We start from the raw sequence: 21919 nt of genomic DNA on the forward strand, positions 1-21919 counted from the left end.
AAGCAAGGAACACACAAGCACATGGCTTATCAACAACAGAAGATTTCCCTCACCCGCTACCTCGTCGAACAACAGCGCGCCGACGGCCTCATTCCCGGCCAGCTGCGCCTGCTGCTCGAAGTGGTGGCCCGCGCCTGCAAGAGCATCAGCCAGGCCGTCAACAAGGGCGCGCTGGGCGGAGTGCTCGGCACCGCCGAAAGCGAAAACGTGCAGGGCGAAATCCAGAAGAAGCTGGACATCATCGCCAACGAAGTGCTCATTGAAGCCAACGAATGGGGCGGCCACCTTGCGGCCATGGCCAGCGAAGAAATGGACAGCATCTACGTGGTGCCCAACCGCTACCCGCAGGGCGAATACCTGCTCATGTTCGACCCCCTCGACGGCAGCAGCAACATCGACGTGAACGTGAGCATTGGCACCATCTTCAGCGTGCTGAAAAAGCCCGACGACACCCCCGGCGTGCAGGAAGCCGACTTTTTGCAGCCCGGCACCCAGCAAGTGGCCGCCGGCTACTGCATCTACGGCCCGCAAACCACCCTGGTGCTCACCGTGGGCAACGGCGTGGCCATGTTCACGCTAGACCGCGAGCAAGGCAGCTTTGTGCTCACGCAGGAAGACATTCAGATTCCGGCCGACACGAAGGAATTTGCCATCAACATGAGCAACATGCGCCACTGGGACGAGCCCATGAAGCGCTACATCGACGAATGCCTGGCCGGCAAGGAAGGCCCGCGCGGCAAAGACTTCAACATGCGCTGGATTGCCAGCATGGTGGCCGACGTGCACCGCATCTTGATGCGCGGCGGCGTGTTCATGTACCCGTGGGACAAGCGCGAGCCCGAAAAGGCCGGCAAGCTGCGCCTGATGTACGAGGCCAACCCCATGAGCTGGCTGGTGGAGCAGGCCGGCGGCGCCGCCACCAACGGCAAGCAGCGCATCCTGGACCTGAAGCCCACCAAACTGCACGAGCGCGTGAGCGTGATGTTGGGTTCGCGTAACGAAGTCGAGCGTTTGACCAAGTACCACACCGAAAAGGCCTGACGGTGTTGCTATAATCCGAGGCTTCGCCGGTGTAGCTCAGTCGGTAGAGCAGCTCATTCGTAATGAGAAGGTCGGGTGTTCGATTCATCTCTCCGGCACCAAATAAAAAGCCCGTAGTCGTGAGACTACGGGCTTTTTTTCGTCTGCCCGGTCACCGCCACGCAACAATTGAGGTTGCAGAGCGACGGCTTTTCCCCTTGGGGGCTCAATGCCTAGTTTCCATTAGCTCTAGCTTGCGCCGCCTGCCGTTGGGATGAGCTTCAGAAGTCTTGAGTCAAAGGTAGCGGCTTTTACCTCTCCTTTGATCATCCAGACGCAGCTGATGTCCGTACCATCAACCTCCTGCACAGTCATCGTTTCGCCACCACTTTTCAGAATTACTACGTCACCGACTTCGATTGTCATAAAGGTCTCTCGATCTAGGATCCAAATAGTATCCGCCCTAGATGCGAGCCGGCCAACCCCCACGGTGATGTAAGATGATGCAACTTTCATAGGGTGCCCATGTACATGGCCAAGTCCATTCGCACTACAGTCTCTGCTCCTGAAGAGCTGCATGCTGCGTTGGGAAAGGCGGTTGAGACCTTCGGCCCTACCGTTTGGGCAACCCGACAAGCATCACAGCGGCCTTTCGGAGAAGAAGAACAACTTACGTCGGTTTCTAGCTCAACCGTTACCGGACGCGATGCCAAGAAAACCAAGGGTAAATGATGCGCTCCGAAGATTTCAAAGCCACGGAGGCTGAGTCACGCTGCGGCGCACCAGACACATCCAGTTCGCGAATCGAACATCAGAAGCCTCCAGCTTCGCAGAAAAAACTTCCGAAGATCGTCAGCCTCTTCTCTGGCGCCGGCGGACTCGATCTAGGATTCAAAAAGGCAGGCTTCACCATCTCGGTTGCGATTGATGCTTCCGACGCCGCGATTCGCACACACAAGCAGAACTTTCCCCGCACCAAGGCTGAGGTAGGAGACCTCGTTAAGTTGCAGCCTGCCGGAGTTGTCGAGCTGGTTCAAAAGAAGCTGAAACCTGGGCAAGCCATCGCGGTGATTGGAGGGCCTCCATGCCAAGGCTTCTCGCGAGCGAACACCGGGGCACTAACTAGTGACCCTCGCAACAAGCTTCCGAAGCTGTATCTTCAGATCGTGGAAGCACTTCAAGCACTGTATACGGTTGAGTTCATCGTATTTGAGAATGTGCTCGGCATCCGCGACAAGAAGCATGCAAAAACCTATAAGGCACTGAAAGACGGCATTGCCGGGCTTGGCTTCGATGTGACAGAAAAAGAACTCTGTTCCGTTGATTTCGGAGTGCCTCAAAACCGCCGACGCATCATCCTGTCTGGGATGCGGAGCGGACAGGGTTACGCGACCGTCAAACCACGCAAGCGCAAGGGTTTGGAAACTGTTCGCCAAGCGATCGGAAGCTTAGAGCAGCCCATGTACTTCAAATATGGGCTTAAACCAGAGGATATTCCTGTCCATCCTAACCATTGGACGATGCAGCCAAGATCTCCGCGCTTTGACAATCCGGACGCAGAGGCGGCCGACGGACGCAGCTTCAAACGTCTGAATTGGAATAAAGCAAGTCCAACCATCGCATTCGGACATCGAGAAATCCATGTACATCCAGATGGTCGGCGTAGGCTCAGTATCTATGAAGCGCTGCTATTGCAAGGCTTCCCTAAGACATTCGTTCTTGTAGGCAATTTATCAGAGCAAGTTGAGCAAGTCTCCAATGCTGTTCCTCCCCCGCTAGCGCACAGTGTTGCTACCGCGGTGAAGCGAGCGATGCGGGGCGGGTAGCATGGCGCTCACTCCCGAGCAGGCGCTCGTTAAACGCATCCGTGCAAGCCATGGGCCTGAGAGCATTGTCCCTGCTGTTCTGAAAACAGACGACAGAGTTATCGCGCGGGTCACGGATGGCATCTACCGCCAACCTGGTTCAGCACTACGTGAACTCATTTCGAATGCCTACGACGCCGACGCCACGCGCGTAATCATCAAGACAGACGCTCCGCGGTTCGAGCGTATTTCCGTAGAAGACGACGGACATGGCATGGAGCCAGAGGCCTTAGCTCATCTGCTATTGCATATCGGCGGAAGCGCAAAGCGGAACGAACTCGGCTCATCATTGGGCGTCACGGCAGCTGACGATCCGACGCGAAGTCCTGGAGGCCGACGTTTGATCGGCAAGATTGGCATTGGCCTCTTCTCGGTCTCGCAGCTCACGCACACATTTCAGATCATCACGAAGGTCAAAGGCGATGACCACCGAACTGTCGCCACGGTGGCCCTGCGCCAGTACGCAGACGAAGACATCGTTCCGGATCAGGACGGTGAGAAGAAATTCGAATCAGGCAAGGTGAACATCTGGCGCGAAAAGGCCGCAGATACGGAAATTCATGGTACGACGATTATTCTGACTAGTATCCGTCCGCAAGCCCGCGATACTTTGCGCAGCCGCGACATCTGGAGTGCAATCGACCAAAACGAATCGCAGTCTGACGCCGAAGAGCAGTCGATTATTGATCCTCCGCGCTTCCACATCGGCCGCGTCGATGAAAGCGGGGATTTGCTGAAGGAAACCGCAGGGGAGCTGTCTGCGCTTCCCTGGAAAAAAGGGGATCCGCCAGATGAAGCATTCGCGAAACTGGCGCAAAGTGTTTGGGAGGAGGCGGAGCACTCCACGCCGAACCCGCAGCTTGATCGTATTTTTGACTACTACCTGCGCATGGTGTGGCAATTGAGCTTAGCGGTCCCGCTTCCATACGTTGACGGCCACCTGTTCGACATGGATCTCAATGGCTGGGCCGAAGCGTTCACGCTGTCCAATCAACCAAAAGGCTCGGCGACAAAACTGGACGCTGGGGGTGCACCCCTTCGGAAGAAGGCAGGACTTGAAGATCCGGTCGGATCGATCGGGAAATTCGAAGTGTTCTTCGATGATCTGCAGTTGGCGAGGCCAGTCAAATTCAGGGGCCTGCCGGCAACAAACAATGCTCTCAAGCACCCACTGGTGTTCATCGGAAAGTGCAGGGAGGAGTTCAAAAAAGTACCGAGGGCATTGAGCGGTGGCCCGCTTGCGTTCGAGGCCTATCTTTTCTGGACACCAAAGGTCGCACCTGTCGAACATCAGGGCTCCTTAGTACGTATCCACGGATCCAGCGGCACGCTGTTTGACTCTACCTTTATGCGCTACCAGGTGTCGGAACAGACCCGGTTACGGCAGATTACCTGCGAGATCTTTGTGAGTGAAGGGCTAGACAGCGCGCTAAACATCGATCGAGAGTCATTCAATCACGCACATCCTCACTCTGTTTACCTGACGAAATGGCTTCATAGCGCTTTGAGGCAGCTTGCCTCAGCGCAGAAGCGGCTCGCAAGCGAAGTCCGAGGACAAACGCGCGATGAGAGCAAAGGCGTAGCTGTTTCAACAATCCAGAGCGTCGCCAGCAAGATTTGGAGCCAAGAAGCCGATGATCCCGGAGCGCATCCTCCGGCTATCGAACTATCAACGACCGGCCGAAAAACGGAAGCGACAGGAGAGGCGTACGTGTACTCACGCGCCGCGATCGTCCCGGAGCGACCGCGAGGAGCTCAGACTGCAAAGACCAAGGCGCGAAATGCCATTCTTGAAGAAAAACTGAAAGCCATTGCGCAGGTTCTCGCATCGTTTGGACTGCTGGATTCAGTACCAAAGCGCAAGCAAGAAAAGCTGCTCAAGGCCATTTATGAAATTCTTGACGCGCCAGGAGAATGATGAGCGACGCAGTGCCAGAGGCTGAAAATCACGCAGACGATATTGTCGGATTGGGTGAATACGAAGCGCCGACGCCAATGGCAACTAAGGGAGAGTTCTTGCCTTGGCACCGCCCCCGCAAGCAGTATGTACGGCATCATCAGTGGTGCCACGAAGTCATCAAGCTCATTGTGGATAAGCCACTTGCGGACGGGGTTCTTAAATACCTGGGCCTCCCAGGCGTTGATCTACTCGATCTTCGGCATTTTCACTCAGCGGTATGCGAAGCGAATGATGTAAACCTGCGCTTTCTCGGATTTAACAGCAGCGCTCAACCTCGAAGCAAGGCGCACACCGAATTAAACATCTCGCTAGACGAGGTCATGCGTCTTCCCCGTGTCGATCCAATGTCGCATGTGCTTGGTGATAATTTCGCGCGAATCGCCAATCACAAATCGATTGCATTTGCTAAGGCGTGTGAATTAGGGCCTTACGATGTCATTAACCTTGATTTATGCGATGGGTTCGGCGCCCAAGCACCCGGTACACTAGACAACAGCTACTACGACGCGGTAACTACCTTGTTCTCGCTGCAGGCGCGTACGAAGGCTCCTTGGCTTCTTCTACTTACAACCCGCGCCGACAAGCCCAATATTAATGACAAGGTTCTTGAGGCACTTCTAGCAAAGTACTTGGCTAACTTGACGGAATGTGTGCCTTTTCGTGAGGCATCGCGCGACCATTTCGCGATTGAAACTGAAATCGCTTTGACGGCTGCAATCGGAACAGCAGGAGGGTTGCTTCCGGTATTTTTGACTGGTCTTTGTAAGTGGTTTGTGGCACTTGCTTTGCAGAACCAACCGCCAACCTCCGTCGAGCTGCTCAGCGTTTTTGGATATCGTGTCGAAAAGGAAGCCGAACACGAAGATCTGGTTTCGCTCGCATTGAAATTTACTCCAACATTCATTCCTGCAGGAGACCCTTTGGGACTGGCGAACCCGCCAGGTCCCAGACCGGACGAAGGCTCGATGGCGACCAAGGCGCTGCGGCGAGTTGCCAAACGTATTGATGCCGACAAAAAACTGGCAAGTGACGCTGAACTACACAAAAAAATGGTTGATGCGACGACGCATTTGCTGAGCCTCGCCCGTTATGACGTTGAGGCATTCAAGCTATGGGTTCAGGCACCCTAATGCTGCATGAAGGCCTGCAGTTTTTCTTCTAGACCATCAAGGCGGCGAATTTCGCACTCCCATAGCTCTAGCACAGTCCAACCTTGATCAATTAGTGCGGCAAGGTTTCGCACATCGCGCGCACGATTTGCTTCGATCTTGACGCTCCAATAACCTTCGTTTGACTTCGGTTTAGATGCCAAACGGCACGTATGGCCGTGCCAGAAGCACCCTTGAATCAGCACAATCTTGCGGTGGCGTGGAAGCACGATATCGGGTCGACCGGGGAGATCCTTGCGATGAAGCCGGAAGCGGAAACCCATTCGATGCAGTAGCGAACGAATTACCATCTCGGGCTTCGTGTTCTTGCTTCTTATCCGGCTCATTAATGCGGACCGTTCAGCCGGCGTCATCGTATCCATTTAACTACTCCTAAAATAGTTCAGATAGAGATATAAGAAGACCGTCCACCGGCGGCTGCAATGCGTCGAATGTGGTGCGCCTTGAATGTGAAGCCCCTTAATAATCTTTTCGGGCCAACGATGGATGCAATCAACCCCCAGCTTCATTCAAGCTCAGACTTTGCGATCGCGGAATGGGGACGCTTTAGCTTCTGCCTCGCAGAAGTTTACGAGTCCGTCAGGCGGGCCATTCACCAAGCAGCTCACCAACCCGCTCAACTGAGCCATAGCCCGCTTGGATCAGGATTTCAGCGATGTCTCGCCCACTAATGAGAACGATGGGATGCCGGTCATCCCGTACCTCGGTGTAGGCTTGCCGAGCGATCACGGACGTCGTGACCAATACGCCGAATTGGCGATGCCGGATGCGCGATATCAACCGCGCGACCTCGCGTACACCCACTGTGTTTGCCGACACATCTCCAGAACTAGGCCGATAGCACTTCGCCTCCAACGCGAACTCTGCGTATACGGGATCAGCGCTCAGGCCTAACAAATATCGACCGATTGCATCTCGTCCGCCATCGACACTGCCTCTGGTGATCTCGTCAATGATCACGCGCCTATCCGTCAACTGATATATCCGTGCAGCGAACGATTCGAAGGCGAGAGGCGAGTCTTTAAAGTGAGACCAGACGCGCTCCAAAATCGCGGCCTTGAGCGATGTGTCCGGCGTCTGCTCACCCTCCGTCCGAATCACCTTCGTGGGCTCGGAGGTCAGCGGGCTGTATGCGCCCGATTCAACCCAAGAGCGCCACGTACTTGGTGCGGTTGCCAATGAGATTTCTTGAGAGGCAAGGCTGTCGATCCACTGGCGCGGAATGGTGGCCGCATTGAGCACCGTGAACACCGACCGGTAGTTCTGAAACCGCTCGCCTGAAGTCGTCTTCCACACGGCCACCAAGTCCTCCGTCATGGGCAACCCTGGAAATCCGGGCACGGCAAGCCCCTTGAATTGGACGGAGCGGTTGCTTTTCGCTGTCGGGCACTTGGTGAAAACGAAGAACGGAGGGACCTGCGATCTTTTGGCCGCGTCTCCATGCGCATTCTCGAAGGCCGCCTTCAGGATGAGATTGCCGCGACGCGTCGTGTCATGAAGGTCGTGCCCCGGCGTGCGGTTGTCGCCGTAGTACACGAACTGACCAGTGTTGAGGTCCAAGCGATCCGGCCAATCCCCTTCTTCGCCGCTGGAGTAGAGAACGACGAACTTCTTCCTCGTTCCCGCGCCCGATGCACGAAAACCGCCTTGATTGCCCGCGCCCGGCAGCAGTTTGGCGATCGGATCGCTGCCGGTGTTGCGAGCGCTTCCGCCCTCATAGATCGCATCCACCACGAGATCCGCGGTCGGTAGATCCTCGAAGCTGAATATGCGGGTCATGAAAAAGGAGTGGGCAAGGTCTAGATGCGAAAGCGTCAGAGGCAGTTCGGGCTTGTCCTTGCCAAGACCCAACCGCGTCGTTTGACAATCGTGAACTCGCGCAGCCTAACTCATGGCATGACATAGGTAATTTTTGCAGCCATCGATCGGCTCTAGATACACTTGTTTCATGAAACCCGTTTTGAAGCCCGCTCCGGCCTCCACACGAACTCAAGGCGGCCAGGAGAACTCGTGTGACTGAAGAAACCAGCGCAGAGCGAAGCGCTCCCCTTGTCGATGTGACACGGCTGGCCGCGAAGCTCGAGCAATTCGCCACTGAGCGCGACTGGACCCAATTCCATTCCCCGAAAAATTTGGTGATGGCCTTGACCGGCGAAGTCGGAGAACTGAACGAGATCTTTCAGTGGATGTCCGAGGAGGCCTCCAAAGAGGCTGGCCGCGATGCTCAGACCGCGAAGGCCATTCAGGACGAGCTTGCGGACGTTCTGCTCTACCTTGTTCGGCTCTCTTCGGTTTTGGATGTCGACCTGAACGCTGCGGTTCAGCAAAAACTAGAGGCCAACGCCAAGCGATATCCCGCTGACAAAGTGCGGGGAAGCAGCAAGAAGCACGGCCAACCCGAATCTGGCGGGTCCGGGAAGGACTGACGTGATCGTCTACCAAGCCGATAAGAAGCAGTTTCTCAGCGACAACAACGACAGGGAGATCGAGGACGTCATCCTGGCTAAATACACGAGCGCGACAGGACGAAAGGTGTCCGTCTCGGAAGTGAAGTCGTGGAAAGAATCGCTGAAGTACATGTCGCAAATTCTTAGCGACCCAGATATCTCGAATGACATCGGCATCGCGGTTGAGCTGCATATTCCGCAAAGCTCCAAACGCATCGACATCAGTCTGACGGGGCGGGGCCATGACGACTCGAAGAACATCGTGATCGTCGAGTTGAAACAATGGACCACTGTGCAGCAGTCGGCAAAGGACGCGATTGTCAACACCTACCTCGGCAGCAGAATGCGAGAGGTAGTCCACCCGTCCTATCAGGCTTGGTCTTACGCATCGCTGTTAGAGGGCTTCAACGAAGCCGTCCACTGCGGCGATATTTCAGTTCGAGCCTGCGCGTCTCTACATAACTATGAGCGCGATGGCGTAATCGACGCTGATCACTACGCCAGCTACATTGCCAAGGCGCCACTCTTTCTGCGAGGCGACGCCGAACGGATCTTGCTGCGTAACTTCATCAAGCAGCACATTAGGTTTGGCGATCCCGGCGTTCTGTATGAACTAGTGAACGGAAGAATCAGACCCTCGAAGGCACTAAGCGACAGTCTCGCCGGATTGTTAAAGGGCAACACTGAGTTCATCTTGATCGATGACCAGAAAGAGGTCTACGAACACATCCTTGCTGCAGGACAAGCAGCCTCAACTGCAAACCCGAAAGTGGTGATCGTCGAAGGTGGGCCGGGAACAGGTAAGACCGTGCTGGCCATCAATGCGCTTGTCGCGCTGACAACGAAAGGCTTGAACTGCAAGTACGTTTCAAAGAATGCCGCGCCGAGACGCGTCTACGAAACTAAGCTCGCAGGCACGATGACTCGCACTCGCTACTCGAATCTCTTCACCGGCTCGGGTGGCTTCATCGAGACGCCCAGCGACACGTTCGATGTGCTGATCGTGGACGAGGCCCACCGCCTGAACGAGAAGAGCGGTCTGTATGGCAACCTCGGTGAAAACCAGGTCAAGGAACTCATCGCCGCAGCCAAGTGCACTGTGTTTTTCATCGATGAAGACCAACGCGTGACGTTGAGCGACATCGGGACCAAAAAAACCATTCGCGATTTCGGCATCAGCAAGGGCGCGGAGGTGTCGGAACACGAGCTGGCCTCTCAGTTCAGGTGCAGTGGTTCGGACGGCTACATCGCGTGGCTGGACGACACGCTCGACGTTCGGCCAACAGCAAACAAGATGCTCACTCCCGCTGAGTTCGACTTCAAGGTCTTCAGCGCACCCGATGAGCTTCACGCATCGATCGCAGAGAAGAACAAGTCAGGCACCGCCCGCGTTGTCGCTGGTTATTGCTGGCCATGGACCAGCAAGAAAGACCCAAAGGCTTTCGACATCGTCATTGGTGAATATCGCAAGCGATGGAACCTGGAGGTCGATGGAAGCCTTTGGATCATCGCGCCGAACTCAATCAACGAGGTCGGCTGCATCCACACCTGCCAAGGTCTTGAGGTGGACTACATCGGCGTGATCATCGGACCAGACTTGATCGTGCGTGACGGGCTCGTCAAGACGGTGCCGAGTGCGCGGGACCGACACGACAAGACCTTGCGTGGTTACAAGGTTCGGCTTAAGGCAGATCCGAAGAAGGCTACCGCGGAGGCGGACCTGATCATTAAGAACACATACCGCACGCTGATGACACGAGGCATCAAAGGGTGCTACGTCTACTGCAGTGACGAAGAGACCGCGAGTTATTTCCGTTCGCGGCTAACGGCGGAAGCGCTTGCCGCCGTGCAGCCATGAGGATCGCCGTTCGGCCGCGATACCGGCCGCTGCTCTCGAGCCTTCGGCAGGTCCATCGAGAGAGCTGCTTTCAACATCTCCTGAGAGAGCCGGCCGACCTCAGTCGCCAGATCCGAAGCAATCCACATGATGTTGTCCCGATGCCTCGCCCCGATCACTTCGAACCACTCACCCCCGTCCCCATAGCAGCAACTCAACAGAGATTGCAATTGGGACACCTTGTTCTCAAGAATGTCTGACGCGTCCAAGGGAAGCCTCCGCTTTTACTAAGCAATCCTTAGTGTAGCCAGTGCCAGAAACTTTGAGCATCCCTGATCGAATTTGTTAGGGGTGCTTTTTTGTCGGTACTTGCAAAGCGCCTAAAGGCCGCTCGACTTCGGGCCGGCTTGTCTCAGGAGAAGTTGGGAATCATGGCCGGCATCGACGAGATGTCATCGAGCGCCAGAATGAACCAATATGAGCGGGGCAAACACGCGCCGGATTGGTTGACCGTGGAGCGACTGGCTGCTGTGCTCAACGTCCCAGTCGCTTACTTCTACGCCACGGATGACGATGCGGCAGAACTGCTGCTCGCCTTCTACGCGCTCGCGCCCGATGCGCGTGGTCGTGCGCTTGAGTTGATCAAGACAATGTCGTGATCCAAGAACGCCCGTCCACCGGAGCCCGCATGCCGCCCTCTTCCCCTTCTCCTTCCCCCTCCACCACCCACCCCCACTACGACCGCCTCATCACCGCAGCCCGCGCCCTCCCACCGCTCCGCGTCGCAGTCGTCCACCCAGCCAACGCCGTCTCCCTCGAAGCAGCCCTCGCTTCAGCCGCCCTCGGCCTCATCGCCCCCACGCTCATCGGCCCTCGCGCAAAAATCGAAGCCCCGGCACGCGAGGCGAATGCAGACCTTTCCAACATCCCCATCGTCGACGCCCCTCACAGCCACGCCGCAGCCGACGCGGCCGTGGCCATGGCCTTGCGCGGCGAGGTCGATGCGTTGATGAAGGGCAGCCTGCACACTGATGAGTTGATGGGCGCGGTGGTGCGGCGCGAGGGCGGGCTGCGCACGTCGCGGCGCATCAGTCACTGCTTTGTGATGGACGTTCCGGGGCACCCTCAGCCGCTCATCATTTCCGACGCGGCCATCAACATTGCGCCCACGCTCGATGAAAAGGTCGACATCGTGCAGAACGCGATCGACCTTGCGCATGCGCTGCAGATGCCAGCGGTGCGGGTGGCGATTCTCTCGGCCACTGAAACGGTGAGCACCAAGGTGCCTTCCACGCTGGATGCGGCGGTGCTGTGCAAGATGGCCGACCGCGGGCAGATTACCGGGGCAGAGGTCGATGGGCCGTTGGCCATGGACAACGCCATCGACCCGGAGGCGGCACGCATCAAGGGCATCGTGTCGCCGGTGGCGGGCCGCGCCAATGTGCTGATCGTGCCCAGCCTGGACGCGGGCAACATGTTGGCAAAGAGCCTCACCTTTCTGGGCGGGGCGTATGCAGCGGGCATTGTGCTGGGCACCCGGGTGCCGGTCATCCTGACCAGCCGGGCCGACTCGGAGCCGGCGCGCCTGGCCTCTTGCGCGGTAGCGTCGATGCTGGCCAAGGCGGGGCGCGAGCGACTCATCAAGGCGGTGGGCTGACGCCTGCTTTTTCGAAGCCCGCGGCAACCCGCATTTGTATGCCGGCGCACCGCTAATTCCCAATAGGTAGTTCTCCCTCGTTTCAGGCTGCCCCGCACCACACAAACTGCTGCCAAAGGCGCATCATCGCCTTGGGCGAACCCGCGTAGCAGACTGTGTGCGAGGCAGAGCATGACAAGGTTCAAGAAGTTCTTCTGGATCGGCACTGGGCTCGCCGTGCTGGGTGCGCTCGGTGCCTTTCTGGTGGTCGACGAACTGAAGACTTCGCGGCTGCAATCCGCCATGTGGCGCGACTTTGCCGCCGGCGCCACCTTCAGCGTCGATTCGGGCCCGAGCAACGCCATTCGCTTTCCGCAAACGGGGCCTTACGACGAGCGGCTGGGCTATCACGATCTGCCCCGCTTCATCGAGCAGCTGCAGCCGCAGGGCTTCACCATCACCCGGCAGGCGCGCATGTCGCCGCGGCTCATCGAGCTGCAGGAGCACGGGCTTTTTACGCCCTACCGCGAGAAGAACCAGGCCGGCCTTACGGTGCGCGACTGCCGCAACGCGGCGCTGCTGCACACGCGCTCCCCGCAGCGCGCGTACGAGCGTTTTGAAGAGGTGCCGCCGCTCTTGGTGAGCAGCCTGCTGTTCGTCGAAGACCGCCACCTGCTCGATGCGGAGCCGCCGCAGCGCAACCCCGCGCTCGACCCTGAGCGCTTCGCCAAGGCCGCGCTGGAGCAGGCGCTGCGGGTGTTCAGCCCCGGCCAGATGGCAACGGGCGGCAGCACGCTGGCCACGCAAATCGAAAAGTACCGCCACTCGCCGCACGGGCGCACCGCATCCGTGCGCGAAAAGCTGCGGCAAATGGCGTCGGCATCCGTGCGGGCCTACCAAGACGGCGACGACACGCTGGCGCGGCGCCGCCAGATCGTGGTCGACTATCTCGACACGGTGCCGCTGGCCGCGCGCCCTGGCATGGGCGAGGTGCACGGCATGGGCGACGGGCTGTGGGCCTGGTATGGCCGCGACTTCAGGGAGGTGAACCGCCTGCTCGCCGACCATGCGGAAGGCGCAGCCCCCACGCCCGATGCGTTGCAGCGGCAGGCCGGGGCCTTCAAGCAGGCGCTGTCGCTGATGATTGCGCAGCGCCGCCCGTCGCAGCACCTGCTGAGCGACGGGGCGGGCCTGGCACGGCTCACCGACAGCTACCTGCGGCTGATGGCCGATGCGGGCGTGATCCCGCCGGCGCTGCGCGATGCGGCCCTTGCAGCGCCCCTGCACCTTCGGCCCGAGCTGCCCGCAACGGCGCGGCCAGACTTTGTGCAGCGCAAGGCCACAAGCGCGCTGCGCACCCACATCTCTACCCTCCTCGACGTGCCGCGCGCCTACGATCTGGAGCGGCTCGACCTGGAAGCCGAAACCAGCCTCGACGGCGAAGCGCAGGCGCTGGCTGCGCGCGTGCTGACCAGCATGCGCACACCGGCCGCGGCCAAGGCGGCGGGGCTGTACGGCCCGCACCTGCTCGATGCGGGCGCAGACCCGAGCCCGCTGATCTACAGCTTTACGCTGTTCGAGCGCGGCCCGCAAGCCAACCTGCTGCGGGTTCAGGCGGACAACATCGACCAGCCATTCGACGTGAACCAGGGCGCGCGGCTTGACCTGGGCTCCACCGCCAAGCTGCGCACGCTGGTGAGCTACCTGGAGCTGGTGGCCGAGCTGCACGGCCGCTGGGCGGGCCTTGGCCCCGCGCAGCTTTCAGCACTGGCGCCGAGCCCGCGCGACCCACTGGGTGCCTGGGCGCGGCAATACCTGCAGCGCACCAAAGACAAGCGCCTGGCGCCCATGCTCGAGGCGGCCATGGAACGCAAGTATTCGGCCAACCCGGGCGAGGCGTTTTTTACCGGCGGCGGGCTGCATCAGTTCGAAAACTTCGAGCGCTCGCGCAACAGCGAATTCATGACGGTGCGCGAAGGCTTCAAGCATTCGGTCAACCTGGTCTTCATTCGCCTGATGCGCGATGTGGTGCGCCACCGCATGTTCGGCGGCGAATCAGATGCCGAGGTGTTGCTGAAGGACCTGGCCGATCCGCGCCGGCGCGAACTGCTCGCACGCTTTGCCGACCGCGAGGGCTCTGCCTACCTGATGCGCTTCTATCGCAAGTACCAGCGCCTGCCGGCCGCCAATGCCGAGGCGCTGCTGCTGCGCCGCACAGGGGCCTCTGCACCGCGCGTGGCGAGCGTGCTGTTCACCATAGAGCCCAATGCCAGCGACGAGCGGCTCGAAGAGCTGCTGGCGCAAAAGCTGGGCCGCAGTTACGACGGCTCGCCGCGCGCACTGCGGGCGCTGCGCACCACCTACGCGGGCCTGTCGCTGGCCGACCGCGGCTACGTGGCGCGCGTGCATCCGCTGGAGCTGTGGCTGGTGGGCTTTTTGCGGAAGCACCCCGGCGCCACGCTCACTGAAGTGTTGAACGCGAGCGCCAACGAACGGCAAGAGGTATACGCCTGGCTGTTCAAGACGCGGCACAAGAGCGCGCAAGACACACGCCTGCGCGAGCTGATCGAGCTGGACGCCTTCGCGCAGATCCACCGCTCGTGGCAGCGCCTGGGCTATCCGTTCGAATCGCTCACGCCTTCATACGCAAGCGCCATTGGCGCATCGGGCGACCGGCCGGCCGCGCTGGCCGAGCTGATGGGCATCATCGCCAATGACGGCATGCGCCGCCCGGTGCAGCGCGTGGGCTCGCTGCACTTTGCGCGCGAAACGCCTTATGAGACACGGCTGGAGCCGCGCAATGCAAGCACAGAGCAAGTGCTGCCCACCGAGGTGGCCGCCACGCTGCGCCGCGCGCTGGTAGAGGTGGTGCAAGACGGCACCGCCCGCCGCCTGAAGGGCGTGCTGGTGGATGCGAACGGCCGCGTGCTCGAAGTGGGCGGCAAGACCGGCACCGGCGACCACCGCTACGGGCACGTGGGCGGCGGCGGCAGCAAGAATGCAGAGCGCAAGATCAGCCGCTCGGCCACGTTCGTGTTCACCATTGGCGACCGCTACTTCGGCACCATCATGGCTTATGTGGGCGAGCCCTACGCCGCGCGCTACAAGTTCACCAGCGCGCTGCCAACGCAGCTGCTCAAGTCGCTGGGGCCGCAGCTGCTGCCGGTGCTGGAGCGCAACGGCTGCGGCGGCGACTGACGCGCGAGCGCGGGGGTAGCGGGGTATAGCGGGTGTAAAAAGACGGCCCCGCAAGAGAAAGGGCCTCCAATGCAAATCCGCGAACTCGCCACCGGCCTGCAGTTTCCCGAAGGGCCCATTGCCATGGACGACGGCTCCGTGCTGCTGGTCGAAATTGCGCGCGGCACGCTCACGCGCGTGCGGCACGACGGGCTGGTGCAAGTGGTGGCCGACCTGGGTGGGGGGCCCAACGGCGCCGCCATGGGGCCCGACGGCGCGGTGTACGTGTGCAACAACGGCGGCTTTCGCTGGCACACCGAGGCGGACGGTTGCCACCGCCCAGTGGGCCAGGCCGAAGACTATTCGGGCGGCCGCATCGAGCGCGTAAACCTTGCCACCGGCCGCGCCGAGCGGCTGTACGACACGGTCGACGGCTATGCGCTGCGTGGGCCGAACGACATCGTGTTCGATGCGCAAGGCGGCTTCTACTTTACGGACTTGGGCAAGACGCGTGAGCGCGACATGGACAGGGGCGGCGTGTTCCATGGCCACAGCGATGGCAGCGCCGTGCATGCCGTGGTGCGGCCGGCCATGACGCCCAACGGCATCGCGCTTTCGCCGGACGGCCGCACGCTGTATTACGCGGAGACCGAAGGCGCGCGGCTCTGGGCCTTCGACATCACGGCACCGGGCCGGCTGCGCAAGGACGGCTGGCCATCGCCGCACGGCGGGCGCATGTTGTGCGCATCGCCCGGCGGGCACTACCAGCGCTTCGATTCGATGGCGGCCGATGGGCTGGGCAACTTGTGCGTGGCCACGCTGCTGCACGGCGGCATCACCATCGTCGCGCCAGACGGCAGCACCTTCGAGCACGTGCCGCTGCCCGACCGCTACACCACCAACATCTGCTTTGGCGGGCGCGACATGCGCACGGCCTACGTCACGCTGTCGGGCAGCGGGCGGCTGATTGCCATCGACGATTGGCCGACGCCGGGGCTCAGGCTGAACTTTCAGGGCTGACGCGCGCGGCCCTTGCCTACACCACGCGCTTCTTGGCAGCGCCGGTCAGCGAGGTGACGGACGGCACAATCCAGCGCCGGTCATCCAGCAGCCGCCGAATGCTTTCGCGCAGCCACCGATGCGCCGGATCGACATGGTGGCGCGGGTGCCATGCCATGCGCAACGGCTCCGAATGCACTGCAACAGGCAACTCGAAAATGGTGAGCCCCAGCGAGGCGGCCATGCCCCGTGCGGTGCGCTCGGGAACACTGGCGACAAGCTCTGTGCGAGAGGCTGCAATCAATGCCGAAAAAGTGCTGGGCACCAGCAACGTCAACTGGCGCTGCAGGCCCAACTGGCCCAACGCCGTATCCACCGGCGACGGCTCGCCTTCGCGCGGCGTAACGCCAACATGGCGCGCATCTGCATAGCGCGCCGCCGTCATCGGGGTTTTCTTCAAGCCCTTGAGCAGCGGGTGCCCCGCGCGCACCGCACCCACCAATGTTTGCTCTGACAGCACCTGGGTTTCGGTTTCTGGGTCGGTGCCCTTGAAGCTGCCCACGTCCAGGTCGATGCGGCCTTCGCGCAACGCGCCGGGGTCGGCATAGGTTTCTGGCAGAAACTGGAGCGAGGCCAGCGGCATTTCTTTTTCCAGCGTCTGCGACACGCTGGCGCCGAACACCACCGCAATGCCTTCCGGTGCGCGAACAACGAAGCGCCGCCGCACCGCCGCCAGGCTTTGCGCATCTGCCGGTGCGCGCAACGCCTGCGCTTGCGCAAGCAATGCGCGCACGGGCTCTGCCAGTGCAAGCGCGCGCGGGGTGGGCACCAGCTTGCGGCCGGCGCGCACCAGGATCGGGTCTGCGAACGATTCGCGAATGCGCGCCAAGGTGTGGCTCATGGCGGGCGTGCTCAGGTGCATGCGCGCGGCAGCGGCCGTTACGCTGCCGGTGGAGAGCAGCGCATCGAGCGCTGTCAGCAGGTTGAGATCGTATGTGTTCGCCATTTGAAATCATATGTTCAATATGTTGCACTGTACAAAATGATTGCGGCTGCGGACACTGCGCCCATGAAAGCCCCGCGCACCTCTTCGCCCCTGCTCCCCTTTGCCATGCTCGTGCTGACGCTCGTCCTGGCGGCGCTCGACCAGACCATTCTTTCGACCGCGGTGCCGGTCATTTCACGCGAGCTGCCGGGCGGCTGGCCGCTGGCATGGGTGTTCTCGGCCTACCTGTTGGCCGCGACGGTGGTCATTGCGCTGTATGGGCGCCTGGCGGACGTGCTTGGCAAAAAGCCGATGCTGCTGCTGGCCATCGGCCTGTTCCTGGCCGGCTCGCTGGCCTGCGGGGCAAGCCAGAACGTGCGGCAACTTGTGCTTGCACGGGCGCTGCAAGGCGCGGGCGGCGGTGGCCTGATGACGCTGGCCATGCTCACGGTTCCCGACCTGTTCGCACCCGAGCAGCGCGGGCGCTACCAGGCGCTGCTCGGCGCGGCTTATGGTGTTTCGACCATGTTCGGCCCGCTGATGGGCGGCGCACTGGTGGAGCACCTGTCGTGGCATTGGGCCTTCTGGATGAACGTTCCGCCGGCGGCGCTGGCCTGGGGGGTGCTGGCATCGACCCTGCCATCGAAGCCGAGCACCCCAACCGCCGCACAAGCGCCGGTCACGCAAGCGCGGCAGCGCCTGGCCATCGACTGGCTTGGCGCGGCGCTGCTCACCGCCGCTCTTGTTCTGCTTTTGCTGGCCACCCAGCACGGCCAGTTGAACCTGCCCGAGCAGGTTTCGCTATGGCTTCTGCTGGCGCTGGGCGCCACATTCACGCTGGGTTTTTTGTGGCGGCAGAAGCGCGCCGCGCACCCCCTGCTGCCGTTGTCGCTGTTCGCTCGCCCGGCCTACGCGGCGGTCAGCTTCATCGGAACGGCGACGGGCGTTGCGCTCTACGCCGCAGTGGTGTTCTTGCCGCAGTACCTGCAGATTGGCTTGCACCTGTCGCCCACCGGTTCCGCGTGGCATCTGCTGCCGTTGATGGCCGGCATTACCTTGGCAGCCATCACCAGCGGCAAGCTGCTGCGCGCACAAAGGCCTGCCGCTTCACTAGCGCGTGCGGCCTGCTTGCTCATGCTGCTGTCCTTCGGCCTGATGACGGGCGTGCTGCAATGGCTGCCCGCAACGCCGCTGGCACTTTCGGCCGCGCTGCTGCCGCTGGGGCTCGGGCTCGGGCTGCTCTTTCCCATCGTCACTGTGGTGGCGCAGCGCGTATCGCCCGCTCAGCACATGGGCATTGCCACGGCGGCGCCCATCATGCTGCGCAGCCTTGGCGGCGCGGCCGGCGTGGCGTTGCTGGCGGCGCTGCTGGCGCACCTGATCAAGCGCGAACTTGCCACAACATTGGCGCACGGTGCAACGGCAGATGCGGTAGCGGCGGCGCTCGCCCACGGGCTGCAATCGGTATTCGGTTGCGCCGCCGCGGCCGTGTTTCTTGCGCTGGTTGCTACAAACTGGCTGGTGCAGAAACAACCGCGCGAAGGGCTGGCGAAAGCCGGTGCTCTCGAAGCCACCTCTTGAAGGCAGCCCTGATCGGGCCCCGATCATCAGCGCAGCGGATGCTCCGTCTACCGGCGCAACACACGCGCGGTGTGCCGCGCAATCACCGCCTCTTCGTCGGTCTTGAACACCCAGGCGCTCACGGGGCTCGCGGGCGTAGTCAGCTGCGTTGCGCCTTTCGCGTTGGCTGCCGCATCGAACTCCATGCCCAGCCAGCCGCATTCTTCAAGAACACGCTCGCGCAGCGCAGTGGCGTTCTCGCCGATGCCACCCGTAAAGATGATGGCATCGACACCGCGCAGCGCCGCGGCAAGGCTGCCCATGTGCTGAAGTACCTGTTCCGCAAAATGCGCGATGGCCTCTGCAGCCTCCGGCACGTTTGAAGCCTCTAGCTCGCGCATGTCGCTTGAAACGCCCGAAAGCCCCAGCAGGCCCGATTCGCGGAACAGCAGCTTTTCCACCTCGTCCGCAGACATGCCGCGCGAGCGCATCAGGTACAGCACCACGGCCGCGTCGAGCCGGCCGCAGCGCGTGCCCATGGTGAGGCCGTCGAGCGGAGAAAAGCTCATTGTCGTTGCGACCGAGCGGCCCTGCGCCATGGCGCACATCGAGGCCCCGTTGCCAAGGTGCGCGACGATCACGCGCTGCTGCGCGAGCTGCGGCGCATGCTCGGCAAACTGCGCCACGATGGATTCATAGGACAGGCCGTGAAAACCGTAGCGGCGCACGCCCGCATCGTGCAGCGTGCGCGGCAGCGCGAAGCGGCGGTTCACATCGGGCTGTGTGGCGTGAAACGCGGTGTCGAAGCACAGCACCTGCGGCACGCCGCTGAAGGCCTGCATGGCGGCGCGCACGCCCGCAAGGTTGTGCGGCTGGTGCAGCGGAGCCAGCGGCTCCAACTCGGCCAGTTCGGCAAGCACCGCTTCGTCGGCACGCACCGGCTCCATGAAGCTGCCGCCGCCGTGCACGATGCGATGCCCTACTGCGGCAATGCGGCTGGCATCGTGCTGCCTGGCGCGCCACTCGAGCAGCGCCGCCAGCGCACCCTGGTGCGAAGCCTGGCCGCCTTCGAGCGCGGCATCGTGCAGCATGCCGCCGCTTGCATCGTGCACCCGCAGCCTGGGCTTGAGGCCCGCGCCAAGGCCGTCGGCCTGGCCCGACCAGCGCGCGACGGGAAGCGAGCCGCCGCCCTCGGCCGCGTCGAACAGCGCGACCTTGATCGATGACGAGCCGGCATTCAGCGTGAGCAGCGAATCGGTCATGAAAAGAGAGAGGTGAGGCGGGCCCGTTTTGACGAAAGATCGTACAAGAAAGCCCTACGGCCTTGCAGGGGGCGGATAGGCCTGCTGGATGAGCATGCGCAGGGTATCGGCAACGCCATGCCGGCCGCCGCGCCGCCACGCCAGGTGAAGCTCGACGTCGAAGCCGTTCGCATCCTGCAGCGGCCTGAACACCACGCCGGCATAGCGCAGCCTGTGCGCGGAATGCGGCACCACCGCCACGCCCACGCCCGCATCGACCAGCGACAGTATCGAATGCGTGTGGCTCAGCGTTTGCACCACCTCGGGCGCAACGCCTTCGGCACGCAGCCGCCCTGCCACCAGCTCGTAAAGGTAGCGCGACTCCGACGGGCAGAACTCGATGAAGGCCTGTCCTTCGAGCGCGCCCAACGGTATCGATTCAAGCTGCGCCAGTGGGTGCTCCGCGGGTATCGCAAGCACAAAGGGCTCGCGGAATATGGCGGCCGATTCGGTAAAGCTGCGCGGCGCAAACGGCCGCACGATGCCCAGCTCTATGCGGTCGGCACCCATCGCCTCGATCTGGTCGGCGGTCTGCATCTCGCGCAGCATGACCTGCACGTCTGGTAATTGGGCCCGCACCGTGGCCAGCAACTGCGGGAGCATGGTGAAGCTTGCAGCGGGAATGAACCCCATGGTCACGCTGCCGGCGTCGGCGCGCATGGCGCGGCGAGCGGCCAGCGTGGCGGCCTGGCTGCGGCGCAGGATGTCTTCGGCCTCGCGCAGAAACACCTCGCCGGCGGGCGTGAGCCGCACGCTGCCGCCCGCACGTTCGAGCAGCAGCACGCCCACTTCATGCTCCAGCAGCTGGATCTGCCGCGTGAGCGGCGGCTGCGTCATGTTCAGCGATGCGGCGGCGCGGCCGAAATGCAGTTCGGTGGCAACGGCCACAAAGCAGCGGAGTTGGGTGAGCTGAAACACGATTCAAATCTTGAATGGCGGCATCCCATGTATGGATTGGACGCTGTTGCCGGTGGCTCCTAGAGTAGCCGTTCTCCGCGCTTCATCCATTTTCCAATCCTGTATTCGACATGAGTTCTTTCCAAGGCCGCGCGTTGCGCGATGCACTCAACGGCATCTCCGGCATTCTGGTGACGCCCTTCGACGCCGACGACGCAATCAGCGTTGCGCCGCTCGAGCCGGTGGTCGGCCGTGCCGTGCAGGCCGGTGTGCATGTGCTGGTTGCCAACGGCAACACCAGCGAGTTCTACGGCCTGCAGGCGCACGAGGCCGAGCGCATGGTGCATGCCGCAGCCGAATGCATTGCGGGCCGCGTGCCCCTGCTGGCCGGCGTGGGCCGCAGCGTTCATGAAGCCTGCGCCCTGGCGCGCGCCTCGCGCGAGGCCGGTGCCGACGCGCTCATGGTGCACCAGCCGCCAGATCCTTTTGTTGCGCCGCGCGGCGTGGTGGCGTACCTCCGAAAGATTGCGGATGCGGCCGATGGCTTGCCGATGGTGCTGTACCTGCGCAACGAGAACATCGGCTTGGCCGCCATCGAGGAGTTGTGCCGCATACCCGAGATCGTGGGCGTCAAGTGGGCCTCGCCCACGCCGCTGGTGCTGGCCGAGGCCATGCGCCGCACCGCAGACCGCCAGCTGGCGTGGGTGGGCGGCCTGGCCGAAGTGTGGGCACCGCCGTTCTACGCCGTGGGTGCGCGCGGGTTTACGTCGGGCCTCATCAACGTGCTGCCGGAGCGCTCGGTGGCCATCTACAACGCGCTCGAAGCCGCCGACCATGCGCTGGCCATGCGCCTCATCGGCGAGATGCTGCCCTTCGAAGAGCTTCGCGCCCAAGAGAACAACGGCACCAACGTAACGGTGGTGAAGACCGCGCTGCAGTTGATGGGCAACGACTGCGGTGCCACCCGCCCGCCTTCGGCCTGGCCGCTGACGGACCACCAGCACCGGCAGTTGCATGCGCTCATGTCGGGCTGGAATTTGCTGCGCTGATCTTTTCGCGCCACGCA

The 21919-nt window shown here is 61.7% G+C and carries 18 protein-coding genes and 1 tRNA gene; 13 read left to right on the forward strand and 6 right to left on the reverse strand.

Translation table 11 applies throughout. The features are described 5' to 3' along the window. The first annotated feature begins 21 nt into the window (after positions 1-21). Together QHG62_RS23855 and QHG62_RS23860 are read left to right on the forward strand one after the other, a co-directional pair. Complete coding sequence (locus QHG62_RS23855; RefSeq protein WP_281148095.1) at positions 22-1041, forward strand: class 1 fructose-bisphosphatase; 1020 nt, start codon at positions 22-24, stop codon at positions 1039-1041. A gap of 25 nt (positions 1042-1066) precedes the next feature. Then, positions 1067-1142: transfer RNA gene (locus tag QHG62_RS23860), tRNA-Thr, on the forward strand. Positions 1143-1269: 127 nt separating this feature from the next. On the opposite strand, the gene QHG62_RS23865 is transcribed toward QHG62_RS23860, so the two are convergent. Then, positions 1270-1446: a YodC family protein gene (locus tag QHG62_RS23865; RefSeq protein ID WP_281148096.1), complete on the reverse strand. Its 177-nt coding sequence runs from the start codon at positions 1444-1446 to the stop codon at positions 1270-1272. 302 nt (positions 1447-1748) lie between these two features. Between QHG62_RS23865 and QHG62_RS23870 the strand changes: the two genes are divergently transcribed. The 3 genes from QHG62_RS23870 to QHG62_RS23880 are packed head-to-tail and all read left to right on the forward strand — an operon-like array spanning position 1749 to position 5975. After that, positions 1749-2846 (forward strand): DNA cytosine methyltransferase, encoded by a 1098-nt coding sequence (locus tag QHG62_RS23870; RefSeq protein WP_281148097.1) that lies wholly within the window; start codon positions 1749-1751, stop codon positions 2844-2846. A gap of 1 nt (position 2847) precedes the next feature. After that, entirely contained in the window at positions 2848-4803 is a 1956-nt protein-coding gene (locus QHG62_RS23875) for an ATP-binding protein (RefSeq protein ID WP_281148098.1), read from the forward strand. Then, positions 4803-5975, forward strand: a complete 1173-nt coding sequence (locus tag QHG62_RS23880) for a PP_RS20740 family protein (protein ID WP_281148099.1) — start codon at positions 4803-4805, stop codon at positions 5973-5975. Before QHG62_RS23875 ends, QHG62_RS23880 begins: the two co-directional genes overlap by 1 nt. Here the strand turns inward: QHG62_RS23880 and QHG62_RS23885 are convergent. Further along, a complete protein-coding gene (locus QHG62_RS23885) occupies positions 5972-6376 on the reverse strand; it encodes a very short patch repair endonuclease (RefSeq protein ID WP_281148100.1) in 405 nt (134 codons plus the stop codon). The two genes, QHG62_RS23880 and QHG62_RS23885, sit on opposite strands and share 4 nt — an antisense overlap. A 217-nt stretch (positions 6377-6593) precedes the next feature. Next, a complete protein-coding gene (locus QHG62_RS23890) occupies positions 6594-7793 on the reverse strand; it encodes a restriction endonuclease (protein ID WP_281148101.1) in 1200 nt (399 codons plus the stop codon). A 233-nt stretch (positions 7794-8026) separates the two neighbouring features. Between QHG62_RS23890 and QHG62_RS23895 the strand changes: the two genes are divergently transcribed. The 6 genes from QHG62_RS23895 to QHG62_RS23920 all read left to right on the forward strand — a co-directional run bounded on the left by QHG62_RS23895 (position 8027) and on the right by QHG62_RS23920 (position 16131). Beyond that, positions 8027-8440 carry a nucleotide pyrophosphohydrolase gene (locus QHG62_RS23895; protein ID WP_348638672.1) on the forward strand — a complete coding sequence of 138 codons (414 nt, stop codon included), beginning with the start codon at positions 8027-8029 and terminating at the stop codon, positions 8438-8440. Between the two features lies 1 nt (position 8441). Then, positions 8442-10319, forward strand: a complete 1878-nt coding sequence (locus QHG62_RS23900; protein WP_281148102.1) for a DUF2075 domain-containing protein — start codon at positions 8442-8444, stop codon at positions 10317-10319. Between the two features lie 338 nt (positions 10320-10657). After that, on the forward strand, positions 10658-10957 hold the full coding sequence (locus tag QHG62_RS23905) for a helix-turn-helix domain-containing protein (protein WP_038107555.1): 300 nt from the start codon (positions 10658-10660) through the stop codon (positions 10955-10957). A gap of 29 nt (positions 10958-10986) precedes the next feature. Beyond that, positions 10987-11955 carry a bifunctional enoyl-CoA hydratase/phosphate acetyltransferase gene (locus tag QHG62_RS23910; protein ID WP_281148103.1) on the forward strand — a complete coding sequence of 323 codons (969 nt, stop codon included), beginning with the start codon at positions 10987-10989 and terminating at the stop codon, positions 11953-11955. A 171-nt stretch (positions 11956-12126) separates the two neighbouring features. Then, positions 12127-15132, forward strand: a complete 3006-nt coding sequence (locus tag QHG62_RS23915) for a transglycosylase domain-containing protein (RefSeq protein ID WP_281148104.1) — start codon at positions 12127-12129, stop codon at positions 15130-15132. 69 nt (positions 15133-15201) lie between these two features. Further along, positions 15202-16131 carry an SMP-30/gluconolactonase/LRE family protein gene (locus QHG62_RS23920; protein ID WP_281148105.1) on the forward strand — a complete coding sequence of 310 codons (930 nt, stop codon included), beginning with the start codon at positions 15202-15204 and terminating at the stop codon, positions 16129-16131. 16 nt (positions 16132-16147) lie between these two features. Here the strand turns inward: QHG62_RS23920 and QHG62_RS23925 are convergent, their stop codons facing one another. Then, entirely contained in the window at positions 16148-17116 is a 969-nt protein-coding gene (locus QHG62_RS23925; RefSeq protein WP_281148106.1) for a LysR family transcriptional regulator, read from the reverse strand. 63 nt (positions 17117-17179) lie between these two features. Between QHG62_RS23925 and QHG62_RS23930 the strand changes: the two genes are divergently transcribed. Beyond that, positions 17180-18676 (forward strand): MFS transporter, encoded by a 1497-nt coding sequence (locus tag QHG62_RS23930; RefSeq protein ID WP_281148107.1) that lies wholly within the window; start codon positions 17180-17182, stop codon positions 18674-18676. Positions 18677-18723: 47 nt separating this feature from the next. Here the strand turns inward: QHG62_RS23930 and QHG62_RS23935 are convergent, their stop codons facing one another. Together QHG62_RS23935 and QHG62_RS23940 are read right to left on the reverse strand one after the other, a co-directional pair. Further along, a complete protein-coding gene (locus QHG62_RS23935; RefSeq protein WP_281148108.1) occupies positions 18724-19917 on the reverse strand; it encodes an acetate/propionate family kinase in 1194 nt (397 codons plus the stop codon). A gap of 54 nt (positions 19918-19971) precedes the next feature. After that, positions 19972-20874, reverse strand: coding sequence for a LysR substrate-binding domain-containing protein (locus QHG62_RS23940; RefSeq protein WP_281148109.1), 903 nt, complete (start codon positions 20872-20874; stop codon positions 19972-19974). A 110-nt stretch (positions 20875-20984) separates the two neighbouring features. Between QHG62_RS23940 and QHG62_RS23945 the strand changes: the two genes are divergently transcribed. Continuing rightward, the gene (locus QHG62_RS23945; RefSeq protein WP_281148110.1) at positions 20985-21902 is read left to right on the forward strand and encodes a dihydrodipicolinate synthase family protein; all 918 of its coding nucleotides are present in this window, start codon (positions 20985-20987) and stop codon (positions 21900-21902) included. Positions 21903-21919 lie beyond the last annotated feature (17 nt).

This window comes from Variovorax paradoxus, assembly GCF_029919115.1.
GTDB lineage: Bacteria > Pseudomonadota > Gammaproteobacteria > Burkholderiales > Burkholderiaceae_C > Variovorax > Variovorax paradoxus_O.

Coding starts and splice junctions, on each gene's coding strand:
- QHG62_RS23920 (WP_281148105.1), top strand. CDS start 15,202: ATGCAAATCCGCGAACTCGCCACCGGCCTGCAGTTTCCCGAAGGGCCC.
- QHG62_RS23870 (WP_281148097.1), top strand. CDS start 1,749: ATGATGCGCTCCGAAGATTTCAAAGCCACGGAGGCTGAGTCACGCTGC.
- QHG62_RS23865 (WP_281148096.1), bottom strand. CDS start 1,446: ATGACAATCGAAGTCGGTGACGTAGTAATTCTGAAAAGTGGTGGCGAA.
- QHG62_RS23945 (WP_281148110.1), top strand. CDS start 20,985: ATGAGTTCTTTCCAAGGCCGCGCGTTGCGCGATGCACTCAACGGCATC.
- QHG62_RS23875 (WP_281148098.1), top strand. CDS start 2,848: ATGGCGCTCACTCCCGAGCAGGCGCTCGTTAAACGCATCCGTGCAAGC.
- QHG62_RS23915 (WP_281148104.1), top strand. CDS start 12,127: ATGACAAGGTTCAAGAAGTTCTTCTGGATCGGCACTGGGCTCGCCGTG.
- QHG62_RS23935 (WP_281148108.1), bottom strand. CDS start 19,917: ATGACCGATTCGCTGCTCACGCTGAATGCCGGCTCGTCATCGATCAAG.
- QHG62_RS23930 (WP_281148107.1), top strand. CDS start 17,180: ATGAAAGCCCCGCGCACCTCTTCGCCCCTGCTCCCCTTTGCCATGCTC.
- QHG62_RS23855 (WP_281148095.1), top strand. CDS start 22: ATGGCTTATCAACAACAGAAGATTTCCCTCACCCGCTACCTCGTCGAA.
- QHG62_RS23925 (WP_281148106.1), bottom strand. CDS start 17,116: ATGGCGAACACATACGATCTCAACCTGCTGACAGCGCTCGATGCGCTG.
- QHG62_RS23885 (WP_281148100.1), bottom strand. CDS start 6,376: ATGGATACGATGACGCCGGCTGAACGGTCCGCATTAATGAGCCGGATA.
- QHG62_RS23880 (WP_281148099.1), top strand. CDS start 4,803: ATGAGCGACGCAGTGCCAGAGGCTGAAAATCACGCAGACGATATTGTC.
- QHG62_RS23910 (WP_281148103.1), top strand. CDS start 10,987: ATGCCGCCCTCTTCCCCTTCTCCTTCCCCCTCCACCACCCACCCCCAC.
- QHG62_RS23890 (WP_281148101.1), bottom strand. CDS start 7,793: ATGACCCGCATATTCAGCTTCGAGGATCTACCGACCGCGGATCTCGTG.